The following is a 17,920-nucleotide window of genomic DNA, read 5'->3' as shown; positions in this document are numbered from 1 at the left end:
CATGAAGGCACGAACGGAGCGCGCGGGCGCGACGCGGGAGTCGATCCTGACGGCGGCGGAACGCCTGTTCGCCGAGCAGGGCGTGATCACCGTGTCCAACCGGCAGATCAGCGAGGCGGCGGGACAGGGCAACAACACCGCGGTGGGCTACCACTTCGGCACCAAGGCCGACCTCGTGCGCGCCATCGTGCGCAGGCACGCCGAGCCGGTCGAGCGGGCGCGCGAGCGGATGCTGGCCGAGATCGGGGACAGCCGCGAGCTGCGGGACTGGCTGGGCTGCCTGGTCCGGCCGACGCACGAGCACCTGGCCTCCCTCGGCAGCCCCACGTGGTTCGCCCGGTTCGCCGCGCAGGTGATGACCGACCCAGCGCTCCGCGAGATCATGGTCGACGAGGCGCTGACCTCGCCCGCGCTGAACCGGATCGTCGCGGGGCTCAACCGCTGCCTTCCCGAGCTGCCGCCCGATGTGCGCCGGGAACGCGGTGACATGGCCAGGCAGCTGATCGTGCACATGTGCGCCGAACGCGAGCGCGCGCTCGCCGAGGGCACCCCGACGCCCAGGGCCAGCTGGCCGGAGGCGACGACCGGGCTGATCGACGCGCTCGCCGGGCTGTGGCTGGCGCCGGTCACGAGTGAGCAGGACCGACGATGAAGATCACCGTGGACCAGGACAGGTGTTGCAGCGCGGGCACGTGCGTGCTCGTCGCACCGGAGGTCTTCGACCAGCGCGAGGAGGACGGCGTCGTGGTCCTGCTCGACGCCGAGCCGGAGGCGGGACTGCACGCCGCCGTCCGCGAGGCCGCCGGGGTGTGCCCGGCCGGTGCGATCGAGCTGGACCACACGTGAGCGCCCCGGAGTTCCCGATGGCGAGGGCGGCGGAGTGCCCGTTCGACCCGCCGCCGCAGCTGCGGGCCAAGCAGGAGGAGGGGCCGCTGGCGAAGGTCCGCCTGTGGGACGGCAGCACCCCGTGGCTGGTGACCCGCTACGCGGAGCAGCGCGCGTTGCTGGCCGACCCGAGGGTCAGCGCCGACATCACCCGCCCCGGCTACCCGAGCCCCGCCCCGATCACCGACGCGGCGCCCGTCAGCTTCATCCTGATGGACGATCCCGAGCACGCGCGCCTGCGCCGGATGGTGACCGCGCCGTTCACCATCAAGCGCATGGCGGCGCTGCGGCCCGCGGTGCAGCAGCTCGTCGACGAGCAGATCGACCAGCTGCTGGCGGGCCCGAACCCGGTGGACCTGGTGCAGGCGTTCGCCCTGCCGGTGCCCTCGCTGGTGATCTGCGAACTGCTCGGGGTGCCCTACGCCGACCACGACTTCTTCCAGGACAACAGCAGGATCATCATCAAGCGGGACGCGCTGCCGGAGGAACGCGCCGCGGCGGGCGGGCGGCTCGCGGCCTACCTGGACGAGCTGGTCGGGCAGAAGCTCGCCCGGCCCGCCGACGACCTGCTGTCCGGACTGGCCTGGCGCGTCCGGGACGGGGAGCTGTCCCGCCGCGAGGCCGCGCGGATGGGGGTGCTGCTGCTCATCGCCGGGCACGAGACCACGGCGAACATGATCGCGCTCGGCACGCTCGCACTGCTGGAGCACCCGGACCAGCTGGCCCTGCTGCGGGACACCGACGACCCCGCCGTCGTCGCCTCCGCGGTCGAGGAACTGTTGCGCTACCTGCACATCACCCACAACGGGCGGCGCAGGGTGGCGCTGGCGGACATCGAGATCGCCGGGCAGGTGATCCGCGCGGGCGACGGGCTGATCATGGCCAACGACATCGGCAACCGGGATCCCTCGGTGTTCCCCGATCCCGACCGGCTCGACCTCCGGCGCGAGGCCCGGCACCACGTGGCCTTCGGGTTCGGGGTGCACCAGTGCCTGGGCCAGCCGCTGGCGCGGATGGAGCTGCAGGTCGTCTACAGCACCCTCTACCGGCGCGTTCCGAGCCTGCGGCTGGCCGTCGACCTCGACCAGGTCCCGTTCAAGCACGACGGGTCGGTCTACGGGGTCCACGAACTGCTCGTGACCTGGTGAGGGTCAGGCGGTGTGCAGCTGGAGCCCGTAGACCTGCAGCACCTCGGTCAGCGGCTGGAACCACGTCTCGCCGCCGGAGTTGCAGTCGCCCCAGCCCCCGGACGTCATGCCCTGGGCCTGGTCACCGGTGACGAACGAGCCACCGGAGTCGCCGCCCTGGGCGCACGCGCTCGTCTTGATCAGCTGGTGCACCAGCTGGCCGTTGCCGTAGTTGACGGTCTCGTTCTTGGCCAGCACCTGACCGCAGCGCCAGTGCGTCGTGGAGCCGGAGCGGCAGATCGAGCTGCCCACCGGCGCCTCCCACTGGCCACGCACGAGGACGTCGGACACCGCGCCCCAGCCGAGCACGACCGGCACGGTCCACCAGCCGTGGCCCGTGCGGACGAAGGCGTAGTCGTTGCCGGGGAAGGAAGATCCGGCGAACTGGCCCTGGGCCGACCAGTCCCAGCCCTGGGTGTTGGCGCCCGCGCCCGCGCAGTGGCCCGCGGTCACGAAACCGCCGTGCACGGAGAAGCCGATCGAGCAGCGGACGTAGCCGCCCGACACCGGCACGTAGTACGGATCGCCGCCGACCGTGCCCGCCGCATAGGTTTTCGGCTGCGGCGCGGTCGTCCTGCGCACCGTGACCGGTCCGGCCTTGCGGGCTTCGGCGAGGAAAGCGTCGACCTCCGGAGTGTTCACCCCGGCGCGGACGTTGACGACGACGCTGCCGGACCTCGGGTCCGGGTGCCAGCTGTGCACCGCGTCCGGGGCCTTCCTGGTTCTCGCGACCGCGTCGACTTTGCCTTGTGCGACATCCAGTTCCGCCGCGGTCCGGCTCACCCTGGCCACTTCCGCGCCGGCCGCGCGCACCGCGCTCGCCGCCTTCTCGTCGGTCACGCCGATGACGAGCTTGCCCTTCGCCGGGTCGAACCAGGAACCGCCGTACGCGGCCCCGGCGACCCGCTCCGCGTCGATCGCGCGAATGGCGGCTTCCTGCCGGATGCGGTGCAGTGCTTGGCCCTCGGTGAGCCCGAGATCGCGCTGCATGGCCGGGACCAGACCCGGCGAGAGTTCCTGTGCGGTCACCGGGACGGTCATCAGTGCCGTCGCCGCCACCACGGACATGCCAAGGAAGACGTGCCGCTTCATGGTGCTCCTCATGTCGCAGGGGGATGAGGGGCGCATACCCGGCGCGGCGGCATCACGCCGGGGCTGGCTCGTGTAGCGAGGAGATTAACCGCCGAAGCGCGCCGGTGGCTACCGAACCAACGACCGAACGATCGACAGCGCCTCGGTCACGCGGTCCGGGTCCGTGCGGTGGCTGAGCACGCACAGGCGGAGCAGGTAGTCGCCACGCAAACGGGTGCTGGACAGGAAAACCCTTTCCGTGGCATTGATGCGCTCCAGCAGCCGCCGGTTCTCCTCGTCGCCGCCCTCGCGCAGCCGGAAGACGTTGACGGTCAGGTCCGGCAGCACCGGAACGTCCACTTCGGACAGTTCGGTGAGTTCGCGGTGCACGTGCCCGGCGAGGTCCAGCTTCTGGTCGAGCGCGCGGCGGAACGCGGCCACCCCGTGCAGGTGCAATGGCAGCCACATGCGCAGTCCGCGGAACTCCCGCGTCAGCTCCGGGCCGAAGTCGCAGTAGTCCGGCGGCCACGGATCGCGCTGGAGGTCCTGGAGGTAGGTCGCGTCGACCGTGTGCGCGGCGCGCAGCGTCTGCTGGTCGCGCACGAGCAGCACTCCCGTGCCGTAGGACAGGAACATCGTCTTGTGCGGGTCGAGCGCGATCGAGTCGGCGCGCTCGATGCCGCGCAGCTTCGCCCGCCCGCGCTCGGTGAGCTGGAAACCGCCGCCGTACGCGCCGTCGACGTGGAACCACATGCCGTGCCGCTCGGCGATTCCCGCGAGCGCGTCCAGCGGGTCGATGGTCCCCGTGCTCGTGCTGCCCGCGGTGCCCACCAACAGGAACGGATCGGGGTCCGCGGCGATCATCGCTTCGGCGGCGTCCGGATCCATGCGGTGGTCCTCGGTCACCGGCACCACCCGCAGCTGGTCGGGGTGGAGTCCGGCGATCCGCGCGGCCTTCGCCACGCACAGGTGCGTGTGCTCGGTGACGTAGATCGTCCCGGTGCTGTGCCGGTCGCCCAGCCGGTTGTGGCGCGCTGCCACCACCGCGGAGAGCGTCGCCAGGGAGCCGCCCGTGGTGATGAACCCGCCCGCGCTGTCCGGCAACGCGAACTCCCGGCACAGCCACTGAACGACGCTGTCCTCCATCGCCACCAGGTCGGGCGCGAGGGACCCCACACCCGCGAAACGGTTGACCAGCAATGAAAGGAACTCGCCGAGGGCTGAGGACACCAGTCCGCCCGCCGGGAAGTACGCGAGGTAGCCCGGCCCCGCCGTCTCCACGGCGTTGCCCGCAGCCGCCCTGAAGACCTCCAGCAGTTCGGCGAACTTGCCCGGCGCCTCGCCCGGCGGGTCGAAGGGTTCCGCGGCCGGGCGCACGGTCGACGCGGGCGCGCTCGGCAGTCCTTCGAGGAAGTCGGCTGCCAGGTCGCGGGCGCTCGCCATCATCCCGGCCAGCTCGTCGCGGTCCGGATCAAGGGACTCGAAGATCATGGCAGGGAGGCTAGGAAGCCCCGGCGCCGCCCGTCTTGTACGTTATTGCGCGACAATCATCGACCTGAAGTCGAACTGCTGGTTCTGGCTGAGCATGCCGTAGATCTTCATCAGTTCGACCACGCGCTGCAGGCGGCTCTGTTCGAGGCTCATCGGGTAGCTGCCAAAATGCACCAGGCTCGCCGTCTGCGGATCGATCCTGGCGTAACCAGGAAGAACCGCTTCGACCTCTCCGCGCCGGTTCGCGTCGGCCTGCCCCTTCTGCAGTGCGCGTTGGAAGGCGGCCACCGTCTTCGGATTCTCCCTGGCGAACTTCGCATTCGTGGCGTATCCCGCGATAGGAATGTCCTGGGTCGGTCCCGCCGCCGTGTCGACCACCGGAACCGCGCCGATGACGCGTTCCGCGTGGGTGATGAAGGGCTCGATCATGAGTGCCGCGTCAATGGATTTCCTGGCCAGCTGCGCGTGCATGTCCGGATACGGGAACTCCTTGAAAACGACCGTCTTCGGGTCGACCCCGTAGGCGTCGAGGGTGGAGCGGGCGGTCAGCTCGGTGATGTTGGCCATCGTGTTCAGGGCGACCTTCTTGCCCGCGAGGTCCGCGGGGACCCGGACCGACGAGCCGGGCACCGTCATGATCATGAACATGCGCTGGCGGGCCTGGTAGCCGTCGGAGACCAGCTTGAGGTCGATGCCCTTGGACTGGGCCAGGAAGAAGGAGACCCAGTTGCCGATGGAGAAGTCGAGGTCGCCGCTGGCCAGTCCCGGGATACCGGCGGCGCCGCCCTGGATGTTCCTGCTCTCGATCGTCAGGCCCTCCTCGGCGAAATACCCTTTCTTCAACGCGATGTGGACCGGGGCGACATCGATGATCGGCATCAGTCCGACCGTGACGGTGGATTTCTCGACCCGTCCGGTGCTGTTCTCGGGCGAGTGTGTCGTCCCGGAAAGCAGGCCACACCCGGAAATCGCGCCCAGCAGGACGAGGGTGCTCACCATGCCGAGGGTAAGACGACCAGGTCGTCCAAGCATAATGGATACTCTCCCGATAAGATGTCGGATTCCTTTGCTTGGTCGCTGGTCTCCAGCTGGCTAAGCTCAAGTTGCGCATTTATACACGGTTCGAGCACGGGAGTGGATGTTGACTCGGTACCATTCCGTCCACGCGGATACCGTTCCGGCGGAGGTCGTCGTCGTCGGCGCCGGACCGGCAGGACTCACGCTCGCCAACCTGTTGCGCCGCAACGGAATCGGCTGTGTCGTGTTGGAACGGCAGTCTCGTAGGTACGTCGAGAACCGGGCCCGGGCAGGCCTTCTGGAGTACCGCGCGGTGGAGATGCTGCGCAGCCACGGCCTCGCGGACCGGCTGCTGGAGCTCGGGGCGCCGCACGGCGTGTGCGAGTTCCGGATCGGCGGAAAGCGCTTCATCCTGCCGTACAGCGATCTCTACGAGGGGCGCACGCACTACGTCTATCCCCAGCAGGAGTTGGTCAAGGACCTCATCGAGGCCTTTGTGGACAGTGGCGGCGACATTCGGTTCGAGGCGAAGGATGTCGCCCTGCACGGCATCTCCGGATCGGCCCCGTCCGTGACGTGGGTCGGGTCCGACGGTGAGCAGCACCGAGTCCGCTGCGAGTTCATCGCGGGCTGCGACGGCTTCCGCGGGGTGTCCAGGCCCAGCATCCCCGCTGGTGGCGTCCGCGAGTTCTCGCACCAGCCCGGAATCGCGTGGCTGGGCGTCCTGGCCGAGGTGCCGCCGTCGACGGAGCACGTCATCTACGCGTTGCACCCCAAGGGATTCGCCGGGCACATGCTGCGCAGTCCCACGGTCAGCCGGTTCTTCCTGCAGTGCCCGGTCGACGACAGCACGGCCGCCTGGCCCGACGACCGCATCTGGGCCGAGCTGCACGAGCGGTTCGCGGTGCCCGGCTCCGACTGGAAGCTCTCCGAGGGGCGGATCATCGAGAAGGGCGTGGTCGACATGCGCGGCCACGTTACCGAGCCGATGGCTTACGGGCGCCTGTTCCTGCTCGGCGACGCCGCACACGTGATCACCCCCGTGGGCGCGAAGGGGATGAACCTGGCGTTGCACGACGCCGAGGTGCTCGCCACCGCGTTAGCCGGGTACTACCGCGGCGGGGACGAGTCCGGCCTCACCGAGTACTCGGAGACCTGCCTGCGCCGGGTGTGGCGGTGTCAGGAGTTCTCCCAGTGGATGACCACGGCGATCCACGGCACCGGGGACAGGTTCGAGGACCGGACCGCGCGCACACGCCTGGAGAACCTGTTCCGTTCCCCTGCTTCGGCAGCCTGGTTCGCGGAGAACTACGTCGGCCTGATGTGACCGCCCCTCTTACGCGCCGGATGAGTCATTCGGTGCGTTAGACAGCCTGAATGACTCATTCGGTGCGTGTGGGAGAGGGGCGGTCGCGTCCGCGGAGGTAGGCGCCGGGGGCCACGCCCACGATGCGGCGGAAGTGCCGGGACAGGTGGGCCTGGTCGACGAAGCCGACCTCGGTCGCGGCGTCGGCGGGGCGCAGGCCGGAGTCGAGCAGGGCACGGCATCGGCGCACGCGTTCCTGGTTGAGGTACGCGTGCGGGGGCAGGCCGAAGCGCTCGCGGAAGCTCCGGAGCAGCACGAACCGGCCGAGACCCACCTCGGCGGCCAGCTCGTCGAGGCTGGGCGGCGCGGCCATCCGCTCCATGAGCACTCGACGGGCGCGGTCAAGGGCCTGGTTGCCCGCTCGGTGCCGGACCGACCCGCCGGCCTGGGTGCCCCGCGTTCGCCACAACAGCTGTATCGCTTGGTACAGCAGGGTTTCCGAGGCGAGGTGGTCGTTGTGCTCGGCCGCCCGATGTGCCCTCAGCATCGCGTCGGCCAGGGTGCTGTCGTAGCTGACCTCGGCGGTGAACGCGGGGGTGCCCGTGGGGCCGCCGAGTTCCCGCACAACGCCGGACACCAGCTCGACAGTGGGGTAGAGCACGCGATAGGCCCAGCCGTCGGCGTCGGCGGCGTGGCCGCTGTGCACCTCGCCCGGGTTGATGCAGGCGATACCGCCCGCGCCGACCGTTCGCGGGTCGGATCCGACGCGCAGCAGCTCGGATCCGCTTTGCACGACGCCGAGCGCATAGGTGTCGTGGCTGTGCTTGGTGAAGGCGTGCCGGACGAACCGAGCGACCAACAGGTCCAGCTCGGGCACGCTCGGATGCCGCCAGTACCGCGCGGGCTCGGCGATCGCCATGAGCACACCGTACGTTCGGCGGCCACCGAACCGTTTCCGGCCTACTGTCTCCACATGCTCGTTCTGAGGACATACGACCAGGTCAGCGCCGCTCTGGCGGATGAGCGCCTGATCGTCCCGCCGCCTCCCGAACGCGACTCCGCGCTCGGCTGGCTGCGCTCCGCGGTGTGCCGCTTCAGCTCAGGCGCCGCGCACGCCCGCCGCCGCGCCCTGGTCGACGCGCCGCTCCGCGCGCTCTCCCCGGACGCTCTGCGGCGAAGCGCACGCGGACGCGCCCCGGAGACGGCGGCCGTGGAAGTGCTCGCCGAAGCCCTCGGCGTCGCCGTCGAACCGGCGCTCGTGGTCGCGGCGGCGCGCGCCTACCTGCCGCCGGTCGAGCCGACTCCCGCCGACGACGCGGCGGTCGCGGCTCTCCTCGCGGCGCTGGGCGGGGTCCGCGACGAGCCCACCGCCGCGCGCGCCTGCCTGCTGCTGCAAGCCTGCGCCTCGACGGCCGGTCTCATCAGGAACGCCTTGCCGTACAAGGACTTCGGTGAACCCGAGGCCGTGCTGGTGGAGACGCTTCGGCACTCGCCGCCGATCCCCGTGCTGCGGCGGCAACGCCCGGACGGCGCGCTCGTCGAGCTGGATCTCGTTGCGGCGAACCGGGATCCCGAGGTGTTCGCCGACCCGGACACCTTCGACGTCCACCGAGCGAGCAACAAGCGACACCTGACCTTCGGTGTGGGACTGCGGCCCTGCCCCGGTGACAGCCACGCGCTGGCGATCGCCGCCGGTGTTCTGGAAGGGAGTTCCCGATGACCGCGTTCGCCGACCTCCACCGCCGCGGTGCGCCGCTGGTGCTGCCCAACGCGTGGGACCACGCGTCGGCCGCCGCGCTGTTCGGAGCGGGATTTCCGGCCGTGGGCACCACGAGCCTCGGCGTGGCCGCGGTCAACGGCCTGCCCGACGCGGCGGGTGCGGCGCGCGCCGAGACGATCGCGCTGGCCAAACTGATCGCGGGCCTGGGCATGGTCACCGTGGACATCGAGTCCGGGTTCAGCTCCGATCCGGCCGAGGTCGCGGACCTGGCCCTGCGGTTGTCCGACGCGGGCGCGGTCGGGGTCAACCTGGAGGACGCCATGGCCGCTCCGGAGACGCTGTGCGGCCTGATCGAAGCGATCAAGCGCAGCGTTCCCGGCCTGTTCGTCAACGCGCGCACCGACACCTACTGGCTCGGCGACTCCTCGCTGGACGAGACGCTGGTCCGCGCGGAGTCGTACGTGGACGCCGGAGCTGACGGGATCTTCGTGCCGGGCATGGCGGACCCGGCCGAGATCGCCACCGTGGTCGGGCGGGTGGACGCCCCGCTGAACCTGCTTTTCCTGCCCGGCAAGCACACCGTCGCCGAACTCGCCGCGCTCGGGGTGAGCCGGATCAGCACCGGTTCGCTGCTGTTCCGCGCCGCCGTGCACGCGACCGTGGCCACCGCGCTGGCCGTGCGGGACGAGCAGCCGGTGGCGCCCGGTATCCCCGGCTACGACGACACCGTGAAGATGCTGGGACCATGACCGCTGTGGGACCGGAACTGGCGGCGTTGGCCGGGCTGCTCGCCGACGAGACGCGGGCGGCCATGTGCCTCGCCCTGCTGGACAAGCGCGCGTGGACCGCGGGCGAGCTGGCCCAGCTCTGCGGCGTCGCGCGGTCGACCGCGAGCGAGCACATCTCCAAGCTCATCGCGGGCGGTCTCCTTGACGAGCGCCGTCAAGGGCGGCATCGCTACGTGCGCCTCGCCGATGACGACGTGGCGAGCCTGATCGAGACGATGTCCGCGCACGTGCGGCCCGCCGCCGTTTCCGGTCTGCGCCAGCACCGGGCGAACGCCGCGCTGGCCAGGGGCCGGACCTGCTACGACCACCTCGCGGGCAGGCTGGGCGTGGCGATCACCGATGCGATGACCACCCGGGGGCTGCTGCGTCGCGACACCGGCTTCGCGCTCACCGCGGCCGGGCTGGACTGGTTCGCCGAGCTGGGAATGTCGTTGCCCGACAGGGAGAAACGGCCGCTCGTCAGGTCCTGTCTGGACTGGACCGAGCGCCGTGACCACCTCGCCGGACCCGCCGCCGCGCGGCTGTGCCAGGTCGTGCTGGAGCGCGAATGGGCCGTGCGCATCGGCTCCAAGCGCGCTGTGCGCGTCACGCCGCTCGGGCTCGACGAGCTACGCCGTCACCTCGGCATCGAAGCGGCCGAGCTCGGCTCGTAAGGGATGCCCAGCCGGTCGGCCAGTCCGCGCAGGTGCTCCTCGAAGACCGGGCCCATGTCGGAGTAGGCGAAATCCAGCTGGTGCAGGACTTCCATGCACACCAACCCGTACAGGCCGCTCCAGCAGGTCAGGACGACGTGCACGGCCGCGGGGGGAAGCTCGCCGCCGATCACCTCGGAGTAGCTGACCAGCTGCTCGCGCAGGCCGGGCGCCAGGTCGGCGAGATCGGGGACGGGGAACGGTTTCTCCCGCCACAGCGCGACCACTTGGTCCCGGAAGACCTGCTCGAAGCGCATGCCCGCGGCGTACCGCGCGGCACCCGCCACGACCGGCCTCGTGAAGATCCACCCGAACTCCGCGGGATGCGCCACCGCCCAGTCTCGCAGCGCGCGGCAGGTGTCCAGGAACCCGCCCGCGGTCCGCAGCTCGTCGGCCAGCTCGTCGAGGAAGGCCACGGTCATCGCGTTCACCAGCTCGTCGTGGCCGGAGAAGTAGTGGTAGAGCGCGGGCCCGCTGATGCCGACCTCACGCCCGACGGCGTTGATCGTCACGGCCGCGGGGCCCTTCGTGGTGAGCAGTCTGCGCGCGGCGGCGTGGATCTCGTCGAGGGTCGCCCTGCGGAGGCGGTCCCGTCTGCTCGTGGTCACGTTGACATCTTAGGCACTCTATGTTTGCTTAATAGCTCTAAGTTAACCTAGAGAATCTAAGGAGACGCATGAGGGCGGTCGTCGTCGGCGGCGGGATCGGCGGGCTGGCCAGTGCGGTGGCACTGACCAGGAACGGGTGGCAGGTCGAGGTGCTGGAGCGCGCGCGGGCGTTCGGCGAGGTGGGCGCCGGCCTGGCGGTGCTGCCGAACGCGCTGCGCGCGCTGGACGCGCTCGGGCTGGGTGAGGCGATCCGCGAGCGCGCGTCCTCCGAGATGCCCGCGGGGATCCGTGCCGTGTCCGGGCGCTGGCTCTCCCGTGCCGACCACGGGGAACTTCGGCGGCGCTACGGGCAATGGGCCATGGTGCACCGCGCTGACCTTCTCGAAATCCTGCGCGCGGCGGTCCCGGCGGACGCGCTGCGTCCCGGGGTGGAGGTGCGGGAGGTGCGGCGCGACGGGACGGTGCTGCACTCGGGTGGCACGTCGACCGGGGATCTGGTGGTCGGCGCGGACGGCATCCGCAGCGTCACCCGGCGCTCGGTCTGGGGCGAGGAACCGGCGCCGCGCTACGCGGGCTACAGCACCTGGCGGGCGATCGCCGCGAACGTGCCGGTCCGGGAGTCCGTCGAGACGTGGGGGCGGGGCGAGCGGTTCGGGTACTCGCCGCTGCCGGATGGGCGGACCTACTTCTACGCGGTGGTCAACGCGCCGGAAGGCGACGAGGGCGGTGCCGACGAGCTGCGGCGCCGCTTCGCGCACTGGCACGACCCGATTCCGGCGCTGGTCAACGCGGTGGCGGGGACGGCTCTGCTGCGGCATGACATCTACGAGCTGCCGAACCTGGGTTCCTACGTTGCGGGCAAGGTCGCCCTCGTCGGAGATGCCGCGCACGCCATGACCCCGAACCTCGGGCAGGGCGCGTGCCAGGCGCTCGAAGACGCCGTGGTGCTCGCGGCAGCGGACGGGCTCGCGGAGTACGACCGGCTCCGCAGGCCGCGCACGCAGATGGTGGTCCGCCGCTCGCGCCGGCTCGGGGTGATCGCGCACTGGACGGCGCCCGCGCTGGTCGGGGCCAGGAACACGGTGATGCGGATGCTGCCGCGTTCGGGCTTCTCCCGGTCGATGGCTCCGCTGCTGGACTGGGCACCGTGACGAGAAAGTTCGTGAGTTCCGCGGCTCTGCCAGGCACGATCGAGGTATGTCCCGCAGTGAGTCCTCGTTGCGTGGCTTGGCGCTGGGCGACGCGTTCGGGCAGACGTGGTTCACGCAGGAGGGCGATCTCCGGCGGCGCCGGGTCGCGCCCGGCCCCTGGACGTGGACCGACGACACGGCCATGGCGCTCGCCCTGTTCCGGGTGCTGCGCGAGTGCGGCAGGGTCGACCAGGACGCGCTCGCGGCCGAGTTCGCCACGACCTACGTCGCCGAACCGCGCCGCGGCTACGGCGCCACCATGCACGACGTCCTCACGGCCATCCACAGTGGACAGCCGTGGCGGGACGTGGCCCGGCGGCAGTTCGACGGCCAGGGATCGTGGGGCAACGGGGCGGCCATGCGGGTGGCCCCGCTGGGCGCGTGGTTCGCCGACGACCTCGACGAACTCGTCGTGCAGGCGGGGAAATCAGCCGGAGTGACGCACGCTCATCCGGAAGCGATCGCCGGCGCGGTGGCGGTCGCCCTCGCGACAGCGCTCGGAGTGCGCGGAGCGGCCGGCGCCGACCTGCTCGGCGAGGTGGTCGAACGACTCCCGGAGACCGAGGTGCGCGCCGGGCTGATCCGCGCGCGGCGCATCTCGTTCACCACGGACTCCCGCAACGCGGGCGGAACGCTCGGCACCGGGCTCCGGATCTCCGCCGTGGACACGGTGCCGTTCGCCCTGTGGTGCGCGGCCAGGCACCTCGACGACCTCGTGGAAGCCCTGTGGGTCACCGCCGCGGCCGGAGGTGACGTCGACACCACCTGCGCGATCGTCGGCGGAGTCGTCGCGGCCCGCACCGGCCTCGACGGCGTGCCGCAGGACTGGCTCGACTCGAGCGAGCCGCTGCCGCCCTTCGCCTGAGCGCCCACCCGGGTTCTTCGGTCGGTGCTGAGCGCGTCAGGTGATGTCCAGCGCCGCCCGGACCGCTTCCGGAGTGCGGGCGACGCTGGCCGAGCCGTCCTCGGCGGTGATGATCGGCCGCTGGATCAGCTTCGGGTGCTCGGCCATCGCCTCGACCCACCGCGCGCGCGTCTCGGGGGTCCGCGCCCACGACTTCATGCCCAGCTCCGCCGCGACCGGCTCACCGAGGCGGGCGATGTCCCACGGCTCCAGGCGAAGCCGGTCCAGCACGTGCTCCAGCTCCGCGACGCTCGGCGGGTCCTGGAGGTAGTACCGCACGGTGTACTCGGCGCCCTCGGCATCGAGCAGCGACAACGCCGAACGGCACTTGGAACACGCCGGGTTGATCCAGATTTCCATGTTCACAGGCGGATACTACGAGCCAGCTGACTGATCGCGTGCAGGTGTCGTCGTGGTCGTAGGCGATCAGTGATCGTTGACCGGTGACGCCGGTGGTCCAGTCGTGCCAGATGCCTGCGGACATGACCGGCTGGCCTTGTGCAACCCGGGGGAACGCGCCGAGGTCGCGGCTGGGAGGGTGTTCAGGTCGTTGTTCACAACTCGATCTTGGACACCCTCCGTCCGCGTCTGCAGCCAGCCGGTTACTTCACCGGCGTTGTACGCGACCAGTCGTCTAGGGCTCCCAGTACGGAACGATGTCACCGCGCCCGACCTCGAAGTAGTAGCCGGTCGGGCACGTGGCCTTGGTCCAGTTGCCGTCGTTCCGCACCGGGCTGACAGCCTGCTTGGGCGGCCCGGTGAGTCGCGACGCGGTCGATCGGGACCAGGGTGCCGTCCAGGATCGCGCAAGCCAGCCGGGCGGCCCGCTCACCCGCCGTCCGGATGTCGTCGGCCAAGCCGGCGAGGAGGTCCACCACTTCGCGGACGTAGCGCCCAGCGGTGCTCGAGGAGATGCCGAACCCGGCGGCCAGGCGGGCATGGGTGTCGCCATTGCGCAGGTGGGTGAGCACGGCCAACGCCTGGCGGCCGGGCTCCAGGCGCCGCCACCGCGACCGACGGCGAGTCCGCTCCGCGCGGATCAAGTCTCCCAGGCGGACGAGGGTGCGGTTGAACAGCGGAATCGCGGCAGGGGAGGACAGCACGGCGAGGCTCCCGGTTGGGGCATCGCATCTAGGTCGACTGCTGTCTTACCGGGAGCCTCGCCCACCGCGCTCCCACCGCTCAGCCGGCGCGGTGACCTGCGACATCACAATGAAGAAGGCTCAATTATCAGACATGGCCTAACTGCGGAACCCGGGATTCAGGTGTAGCTGAACAGCTACGACAGCACTTTGACAACCCCTAAACTTCGGTTTCGAACCGAAAGATCGAGGAGACCTATGAGAAAGTCCCTGCTCGCCCTGGCGATCTTGCCCATCGCCGGAGCCCTTGCCACTATTGGGGTTGGAACCGCCTCCGCCACCAGCTCCGAGGCAAAATCCGCAGTCCATCAACTGGCGAACTGTGCCCCAATCAAACTCCTCGGAGAGGGCGGGGCTGTGGGGCTCTGTTATGACATTGCGTACCGCGTGGGCATCCGGTGTGACTTGCACGGTGGTGGCTGGCGGGTCTACTACAGCGCATGGTCACCGCCGAACAATGGGGGGGCGGGGGTTTATTGCCAGGACTACCCGGAGTCGACCGGGAAGGGCAGCAACGCCGCTTACGACCTACCTGATTAGTTCCGAGGGAGACAAGGCGTAGGTGACGTTCACCGTTCGGCGGTTGAAGGTCACCTACGAAAGCTGCCGCCTGAACACGACAGTGCCCCCAGGGCGTTCTGTGGGCAACACGTCACCGCAGAAAAGCGCTGCTTGCTCCGAGAAACAGTAAAGCTCTACGGGAACGGAGGAGTTGGTTCACCAGCGCGCCGGTGATTCACCAAGGCTGGAAAGTCCTGGCCAAGCTCCGCTGCCGCCCACGCCGGGGCGGCGCGGTCGTCGCAGCCATCCTCGTCCTGCAGCACATCGAGACCCACCGACAACCACCATGAAAAGGCTCAGTGGTCGTAGGTGATCAGTGATCGTTGACCGGTGACGCCGGTGGTCCAGTCGTGCCAGATGCCTGCGGACACGGCCAGCAGGCAGTGCGGCAACTGGGGTGAACAGGCCGTTCGGGGGGCGGGCACCGTTCGCGCGGACCTCGAACGGTCGCAGCGCCCCGTGATTGCCCGTCCCGGACCGTGGACCTAGTCGCGGTACGCGTCCGCCGCCTGCTGGATTCCCGCGACGTAGGCGTTCCACCAGTCCTCGCCGCCGAGGTCGCCCTGGTCCCGCCCACCGCGGCCGTCGATCATCTCGCGGACGATGTCGGCGTGCCCCGCGTGCTGCGCCGTCTCGGCGGTGACCTGGATGAGCAGGTGGCCGAACGTGGTCTGCCTTCGCTCCTCCGGCCACCAAGCCACACTTGCCGGTGCGTCGAGCGACAGGGTGCCGATCGACTCGTCGGTGTGCCGCCACGCGGTCCGGTACAGATCGGTCAGGTGCTCGCGGCTCTCGTCGGCCTTCGCCCACATGTCGCCGTTCTGCCACACCGATCCGTCCTCGTTCCACGGCAGCGTCACCGGCGCCGGGCGGCCGACCGAGTCGCCGAGGTAGCCGAGCTCGATGCCGACGAGGTGCTTGACGAGGCCGAGCAGGTTGGTGCCGCTGGGGGTGACCGGGCGCCGGACGTCGTACTCCGAGAGGCCGTCGAGGGAGCGGATCAGGGCGTCGCGGGAGGCTTGGAGGGAGCGCTGGAGATGGTCTGCGATGGCTGTCACGCCTCGCAGGCTAGGCCAAGCTCGTCCAGAACCTCCCGCAGACGGGGCAGTTTCCCGGGAACTGCCACCCCGGACAGGCCGCGGTCATCCACGAGGAGGTGGGCCCATTCACCGATGATCTCGTACGAAGCGGGGGCCACGGTCCGGACGGTCCAGAAGGCGCGGGCGAACTTCCCGGCGACCTGTGCGGGATCGGAGCCGGGCAACACGAAGTCGACGTTCGGGGCGAGACCCCAGAACGCGCTGTCGAGCGGGGAACCGGCAGGTGACACCAGGCGCCGCGATACCAGCCACTGGACCAGTTCCTCGCGACGGACCAGGGGGAGCTGACCGTGCTGGCCGGAGGCGAGCGAACCGTCGAGGTGGAGAACCAGGACCTCGGTCGCCGCTCCGTGGACGACGAACTCCAAGTCGCCCCAGCACATGCAGAGCAACGCCTCGGCGTCGTCGTCCACCTCGAGCAGATGTGCGAGCGAGGCGACCTCGTCTTTGCCTTGCGCGACAAGCATTCCCTTGTCGCCTGCGCCCCGCGCCCGCGCACGGACGGAACTCACCTGCGGCCAGGAGATCATCGTCGCGACCCGCCGAGCAGCTCCGCGAACGGGGTGACCTCCGCGTACGGATCGGGCTTCGCGGCCGGTGCCCTGTGCGCGATCAGGTCGGCGAGTTCCCCGCCCGCCAACGTGATCCGCTTCTCCAAGCCGCTCTCACCGCCCCAGTCGGACGTGGCCGCGTAGACCGCGGTCGGCACGACGACCGCCCTGAGGTAGGCGAACATCGGCCGCAGCGCGTGCTCCAACGCCAGGGAGTGCCGCTCGGTCCCGCCGGTCGCGCCCATCAGAACGGGTTTCCCGGCGAGGGAGTCCGGCTCCAGGACGTCGAAGAACGATTTGAACAGGCCGCTGTAGGAGGCGTTGAAGATCGGCGTGACGGCGATCAGCGCGTCCGCGTCGGCGACGGTGCGCACCAGCCCGCCGAGCGTGCCGGTCGGCACGCCGGTGAGCAGGGCGTTGGTCACGTCGTGGGCGTGTTCCCTCAGGTTGATCAGCTCAAGGGAAGCCTTGTGCGGCAACGAGTCCTGAGTGGCGTCCGCGAGCTTGGCGGCGAGCAGCCGCGTGGACGACTGCTCGCTCAGCCCGGCGGAGACCACCGCGATCGTGCTCATCGGACCGGACCCGCGGGAACGTGCGCGGGGCGGAGCGCGGCGAACTCCTCGCGCAGCACGGGAACGACCTCCTCGCCGAGGATGTCCAGCTGCTCCAGCACCGTCTTCAGCGGCAGCCCGGCGTGGTCCATCAGGAACAGCTGGCGCTGGTAGTCGCCGAAGGACTCGCGGAAGGTCAGCGTCTTGTCGATGACCTCCTGCGGGCTGCCGACGGTCAGCGGGGTCTGCTCGGTGAACTCCTCCAGCGACGGGCCGTGCCCGTACACCGGGGCGTTGTCGAAGTACGGCCGGAACTCCCGGACCGCGTCCTGGGAGTTCTTCCGCATGAACACCTGCCCGCCGAGCCCGACGATGGCCTGGTCGGCGCTGCCGTGGCCGTAGTGCTCGAAGCGCTGCCGGTACAGCTGGATCAGGCGCTGGAAGTGCTCCTTAGGCCAGAAGATGTTGTTGGCGAAGAAGCCGTCGCCGTAGTAGGCGGCCTGCTCGGCGATCTCCGGGCTGCGGATGGAGCCGTGCCAGACGAACGGGGGCGTGCCGTCCAGCGGGCGCGGCGTCGAGGTGAACGCGCGCAGCGGCGTGCGGAACTTCCCGTCCCAGTCGACCACGTCCTCCCGCCACAGCCGGTGCAGCAGGTGGTAGTTCTCGATCGCCAGGTCGATGCCGTCGCGGATGTCCTTGCCGAACCAGGGGTAGACCGGGCCGGTGTTGCCCCGGCCGAGCATCAGGTCCACCCGGCCGTCGGCGAGGTGCTGCAGCATCGCGAAGTCCTCGGCGATCTTCACCGGGTCGTTCGTGGTGATCAGCGTCGTCGCGGTGGACAGGACCAGCCGTTCGGTGCGCGCGGCGATGTAGCCGAGCATGGTGGTCGGCGAGGACGGCACGAACGGCGGGTTGTGGTGCTCGCCGGTGGCGAAGACGTCCAGGCCCACCTCCTCGGCCTTGAGCGCGATGGCCACCATCGCCTTGATCCGCTCGGCCTCCGACGGGGTGCGCCCCGTGGTGGGGTCGGTGGTGACGTCGCCGACGGTGAAGACGCCGAACTGCATGACAGCTCCCTGGGACTCGACCAAGTAGTAGAAAGTTCAACTACCGTCGTGTTCAACAGTACCCCGCCCCTGGTTGTTCCACCGAGCCA

19 protein-coding genes and 3 pseudogenes are annotated in these 17,920 nt (G+C 70.1%); 9 read left to right on the top strand and 13 right to left on the bottom strand.

Going from position 1 to position 17,920, the window contains the following annotated elements; translation table 11 throughout:
• The first annotated feature begins 1 nt into the window (after position 1).
• The 3 genes from BLT28_RS13260 to BLT28_RS13250 are packed head-to-tail and all read left to right on the top strand — an operon-like array spanning position 2 to position 2,033.
• Complete coding sequence (locus BLT28_RS13260) at positions 2–652, top strand: TetR/AcrR family transcriptional regulator (RefSeq protein WP_197684023.1); 651 nt, start codon at positions 2–4, stop codon at positions 650–652.
• The gene (locus BLT28_RS13255) at positions 649–846 is read left to right on the top strand and encodes a ferredoxin (RefSeq protein WP_030431799.1); all 198 of its coding nucleotides are present in this window, start codon (positions 649–651) and stop codon (positions 844–846) included. Before BLT28_RS13260 ends, BLT28_RS13255 begins: the two co-directional genes overlap by 4 nt.
• A gap of 17 nt (positions 847–863) precedes the next feature.
• The gene (locus BLT28_RS13250) at positions 864–2,033 is read left to right on the top strand and encodes a cytochrome P450 (RefSeq protein WP_030431798.1); all 1,170 of its coding nucleotides are present in this window, start codon (positions 864–866) and stop codon (positions 2,031–2,033) included.
• 3 nt (positions 2,034–2,036) lie between these two features.
• Here the strand turns inward: BLT28_RS13250 and BLT28_RS13245 are convergent, their stop codons facing one another.
• The 3 genes from BLT28_RS13245 to BLT28_RS13235 all read right to left on the bottom strand — a co-directional run bounded on the left by BLT28_RS13245 (position 2,037) and on the right by BLT28_RS13235 (position 5,666).
• Positions 2,037–3,164, bottom strand: a complete 1,128-nt coding sequence (locus BLT28_RS13245) for a S1 family peptidase (protein ID WP_030431797.1) — start codon at positions 3,162–3,164, stop codon at positions 2,037–2,039.
• Positions 3,165–3,272: 108 nt separating this feature from the next.
• Positions 3,273–4,634, bottom strand: a complete 1,362-nt coding sequence (locus BLT28_RS13240) for a pyridoxal phosphate-dependent decarboxylase family protein (RefSeq protein ID WP_030431796.1) — start codon at positions 4,632–4,634, stop codon at positions 3,273–3,275.
• A 42-nt stretch (positions 4,635–4,676) separates the two neighbouring features.
• Positions 4,677–5,666, bottom strand: a complete 990-nt coding sequence (locus BLT28_RS13235) for an ABC transporter substrate-binding protein (protein WP_030431795.1) — start codon at positions 5,664–5,666, stop codon at positions 4,677–4,679.
• Between the two features lie 106 nt (positions 5,667–5,772).
• On the opposite strand from BLT28_RS13235, the gene BLT28_RS13230 reads away from it, so the two are divergent.
• Entirely contained in the window at positions 5,773–6,978 is a 1,206-nt protein-coding gene (locus BLT28_RS13230; protein WP_043813065.1) for a 4-hydroxybenzoate 3-monooxygenase, read from the top strand.
• A 55-nt stretch (positions 6,979–7,033) separates the two neighbouring features.
• Here the strand turns inward: BLT28_RS13230 and BLT28_RS13225 are convergent, their stop codons facing one another.
• The gene (locus BLT28_RS13225) at positions 7,034–7,876 is read right to left on the bottom strand and encodes an AraC family transcriptional regulator (RefSeq protein WP_030431793.1); all 843 of its coding nucleotides are present in this window, start codon (positions 7,874–7,876) and stop codon (positions 7,034–7,036) included.
• Positions 7,877–7,930: 54 nt separating this feature from the next.
• Between BLT28_RS13225 and BLT28_RS13220 the strand changes: the two genes are divergently transcribed.
• From BLT28_RS13220 to BLT28_RS13210, 3 genes are read left to right on the top strand one after another with little or no spacing between them, the layout of a single operon-like run.
• Positions 7,931–8,677, top strand: a complete 747-nt coding sequence (locus tag BLT28_RS13220) for a cytochrome P450 (RefSeq protein ID WP_030431792.1) — start codon at positions 7,931–7,933, stop codon at positions 8,675–8,677.
• A complete protein-coding gene (locus tag BLT28_RS13215; RefSeq protein ID WP_030431791.1) occupies positions 8,674–9,426 on the top strand; it encodes an isocitrate lyase/PEP mutase family protein in 753 nt (250 codons plus the stop codon). Before BLT28_RS13220 ends, BLT28_RS13215 begins: the two co-directional genes overlap by 4 nt.
• Positions 9,423–10,118 carry an ArsR/SmtB family transcription factor gene (locus tag BLT28_RS13210; protein ID WP_030431790.1) on the top strand — a complete coding sequence of 232 codons (696 nt, stop codon included), beginning with the start codon at positions 9,423–9,425 and terminating at the stop codon, positions 10,116–10,118. Before BLT28_RS13215 ends, BLT28_RS13210 begins: the two co-directional genes overlap by 4 nt.
• Here BLT28_RS13210 and BLT28_RS13205 read toward each other — a convergent pair.
• Complete coding sequence (locus tag BLT28_RS13205) at positions 10,082–10,765, bottom strand: TetR/AcrR family transcriptional regulator (protein ID WP_030431789.1); 684 nt, start codon at positions 10,763–10,765, stop codon at positions 10,082–10,084. The two genes, BLT28_RS13210 and BLT28_RS13205, sit on opposite strands and share 37 nt — an antisense overlap.
• Before the next feature lie 68 nt (positions 10,766–10,833).
• On the opposite strand from BLT28_RS13205, the gene BLT28_RS13200 reads away from it, so the two are divergent.
• Entirely contained in the window at positions 10,834–11,916 is a 1,083-nt protein-coding gene (locus tag BLT28_RS13200) for an FAD-dependent monooxygenase (RefSeq protein WP_030431788.1), read from the top strand.
• Between the two features lie 46 nt (positions 11,917–11,962).
• Entirely contained in the window at positions 11,963–12,820 is an 858-nt protein-coding gene (locus tag BLT28_RS13195) for an ADP-ribosylglycohydrolase family protein (protein ID WP_030431787.1), read from the top strand.
• Positions 12,821–12,856: 36 nt separating this feature from the next.
• Here the strand turns inward: BLT28_RS13195 and BLT28_RS13190 are convergent, their stop codons facing one another.
• The 8 genes and pseudogenes from BLT28_RS13190 to BLT28_RS13165 form a co-directional block, all read right to left on the bottom strand.
• On the bottom strand, positions 12,857–13,219 hold the full coding sequence (locus tag BLT28_RS13190; protein ID WP_030431786.1) for an ArsC/Spx/MgsR family protein: 363 nt from the start codon (positions 13,217–13,219) through the stop codon (positions 12,857–12,859).
• Positions 13,220–13,271: 52 nt separating this feature from the next.
• A pseudogene (locus tag BLT28_RS42990) lies at positions 13,272–13,379 on the bottom strand (IS982 family transposase); the annotation flags it as partial.
• 220 nt (positions 13,380–13,599) lie between these two features.
• Positions 13,600–13,962: pseudogene (locus BLT28_RS13185) on the bottom strand (helix-turn-helix domain-containing protein); the annotation flags it as partial.
• Between the two features lie 896 nt (positions 13,963–14,858).
• A pseudogene (locus tag BLT28_RS42525) lies at positions 14,859–14,991 on the bottom strand (IS982 family transposase); the annotation flags it as partial.
• A 56-nt stretch (positions 14,992–15,047) separates the two neighbouring features.
• A complete protein-coding gene (locus tag BLT28_RS13180; RefSeq protein ID WP_030431784.1) occupies positions 15,048–15,620 on the bottom strand; it encodes a DinB family protein in 573 nt (190 codons plus the stop codon).
• Positions 15,617–16,174: a hypothetical protein gene (locus BLT28_RS13175; RefSeq protein WP_156051340.1), complete on the bottom strand. Its 558-nt coding sequence runs from the start codon at positions 16,172–16,174 to the stop codon at positions 15,617–15,619. The genes BLT28_RS13180 and BLT28_RS13175 overlap by 4 nt, the downstream gene beginning before the upstream one ends.
• A 14-nt stretch (positions 16,175–16,188) precedes the next feature.
• Positions 16,189–16,785, bottom strand: coding sequence for an FMN reductase (locus BLT28_RS13170; RefSeq protein ID WP_030431782.1), 597 nt, complete (start codon positions 16,783–16,785; stop codon positions 16,189–16,191).
• Positions 16,782–17,831, bottom strand: a complete 1,050-nt coding sequence (locus BLT28_RS13165; protein ID WP_030431781.1) for an LLM class flavin-dependent oxidoreductase — start codon at positions 17,829–17,831, stop codon at positions 16,782–16,784. The genes BLT28_RS13170 and BLT28_RS13165 overlap by 4 nt, the downstream gene beginning before the upstream one ends.
• Positions 17,832–17,920: the final 89 nt, after the last annotated feature.

The organism is Allokutzneria albata, assembly GCF_900103775.1.
Classification (GTDB): Bacteria; Actinomycetota; Actinomycetes; order Mycobacteriales; family Pseudonocardiaceae; genus Allokutzneria; species Allokutzneria albata.
This window is presented reverse-complemented; position numbering and strand designations above follow the sequence as displayed.

Bases quoted from the DNA above. Each gene is read 5' to 3' on its own strand.
- BLT28_RS13260 (WP_197684023.1), top strand. From the start codon at position 2: ATGAAGGCACGAACGGAGCGCGCGGGCGCGACGCGGGAGTCGATCCTG.
- BLT28_RS13255 (WP_030431799.1), top strand. From the start codon at position 649: ATGAAGATCACCGTGGACCAGGACAGGTGTTGCAGCGCGGGCACGTGC.
- BLT28_RS13250 (WP_030431798.1), top strand. From the start codon at position 864: ATGGCGAGGGCGGCGGAGTGCCCGTTCGACCCGCCGCCGCAGCTGCGG.
- BLT28_RS13245 (WP_030431797.1), bottom strand. From the start codon at position 3,164: ATGAAGCGGCACGTCTTCCTTGGCATGTCCGTGGTGGCGGCGACGGCA.
- BLT28_RS13240 (WP_030431796.1), bottom strand. From the start codon at position 4,634: ATGATCTTCGAGTCCCTTGATCCGGACCGCGACGAGCTGGCCGGGATG.
- BLT28_RS13235 (WP_030431795.1), bottom strand. From the start codon at position 5,666: ATGCTTGGACGACCTGGTCGTCTTACCCTCGGCATGGTGAGCACCCTC.
- BLT28_RS13230 (WP_043813065.1), top strand. From the start codon at position 5,773: ATGTTGACTCGGTACCATTCCGTCCACGCGGATACCGTTCCGGCGGAG.
- BLT28_RS13225 (WP_030431793.1), bottom strand. From the start codon at position 7,876: ATGGCGATCGCCGAGCCCGCGCGGTACTGGCGGCATCCGAGCGTGCCC.
- BLT28_RS13220 (WP_030431792.1), top strand. From the start codon at position 7,931: ATGCTCGTTCTGAGGACATACGACCAGGTCAGCGCCGCTCTGGCGGAT.
- BLT28_RS13215 (WP_030431791.1), top strand. From the start codon at position 8,674: ATGACCGCGTTCGCCGACCTCCACCGCCGCGGTGCGCCGCTGGTGCTG.
- BLT28_RS13210 (WP_030431790.1), top strand. From the start codon at position 9,423: ATGACCGCTGTGGGACCGGAACTGGCGGCGTTGGCCGGGCTGCTCGCC.
- BLT28_RS13200 (WP_030431788.1), top strand. From the start codon at position 10,834: ATGAGGGCGGTCGTCGTCGGCGGCGGGATCGGCGGGCTGGCCAGTGCG.
- BLT28_RS13195 (WP_030431787.1), top strand. From the start codon at position 11,963: ATGTCCCGCAGTGAGTCCTCGTTGCGTGGCTTGGCGCTGGGCGACGCG.
- BLT28_RS13190 (WP_030431786.1), bottom strand. From the start codon at position 13,219: ATGGAAATCTGGATCAACCCGGCGTGTTCCAAGTGCCGTTCGGCGTTG.
- BLT28_RS13170 (WP_030431782.1), bottom strand. From the start codon at position 16,785: ATGAGCACGATCGCGGTGGTCTCCGCCGGGCTGAGCGAGCAGTCGTCC.
- BLT28_RS13165 (WP_030431781.1), bottom strand. From the start codon at position 17,831: ATGCAGTTCGGCGTCTTCACCGTCGGCGACGTCACCACCGACCCCACC.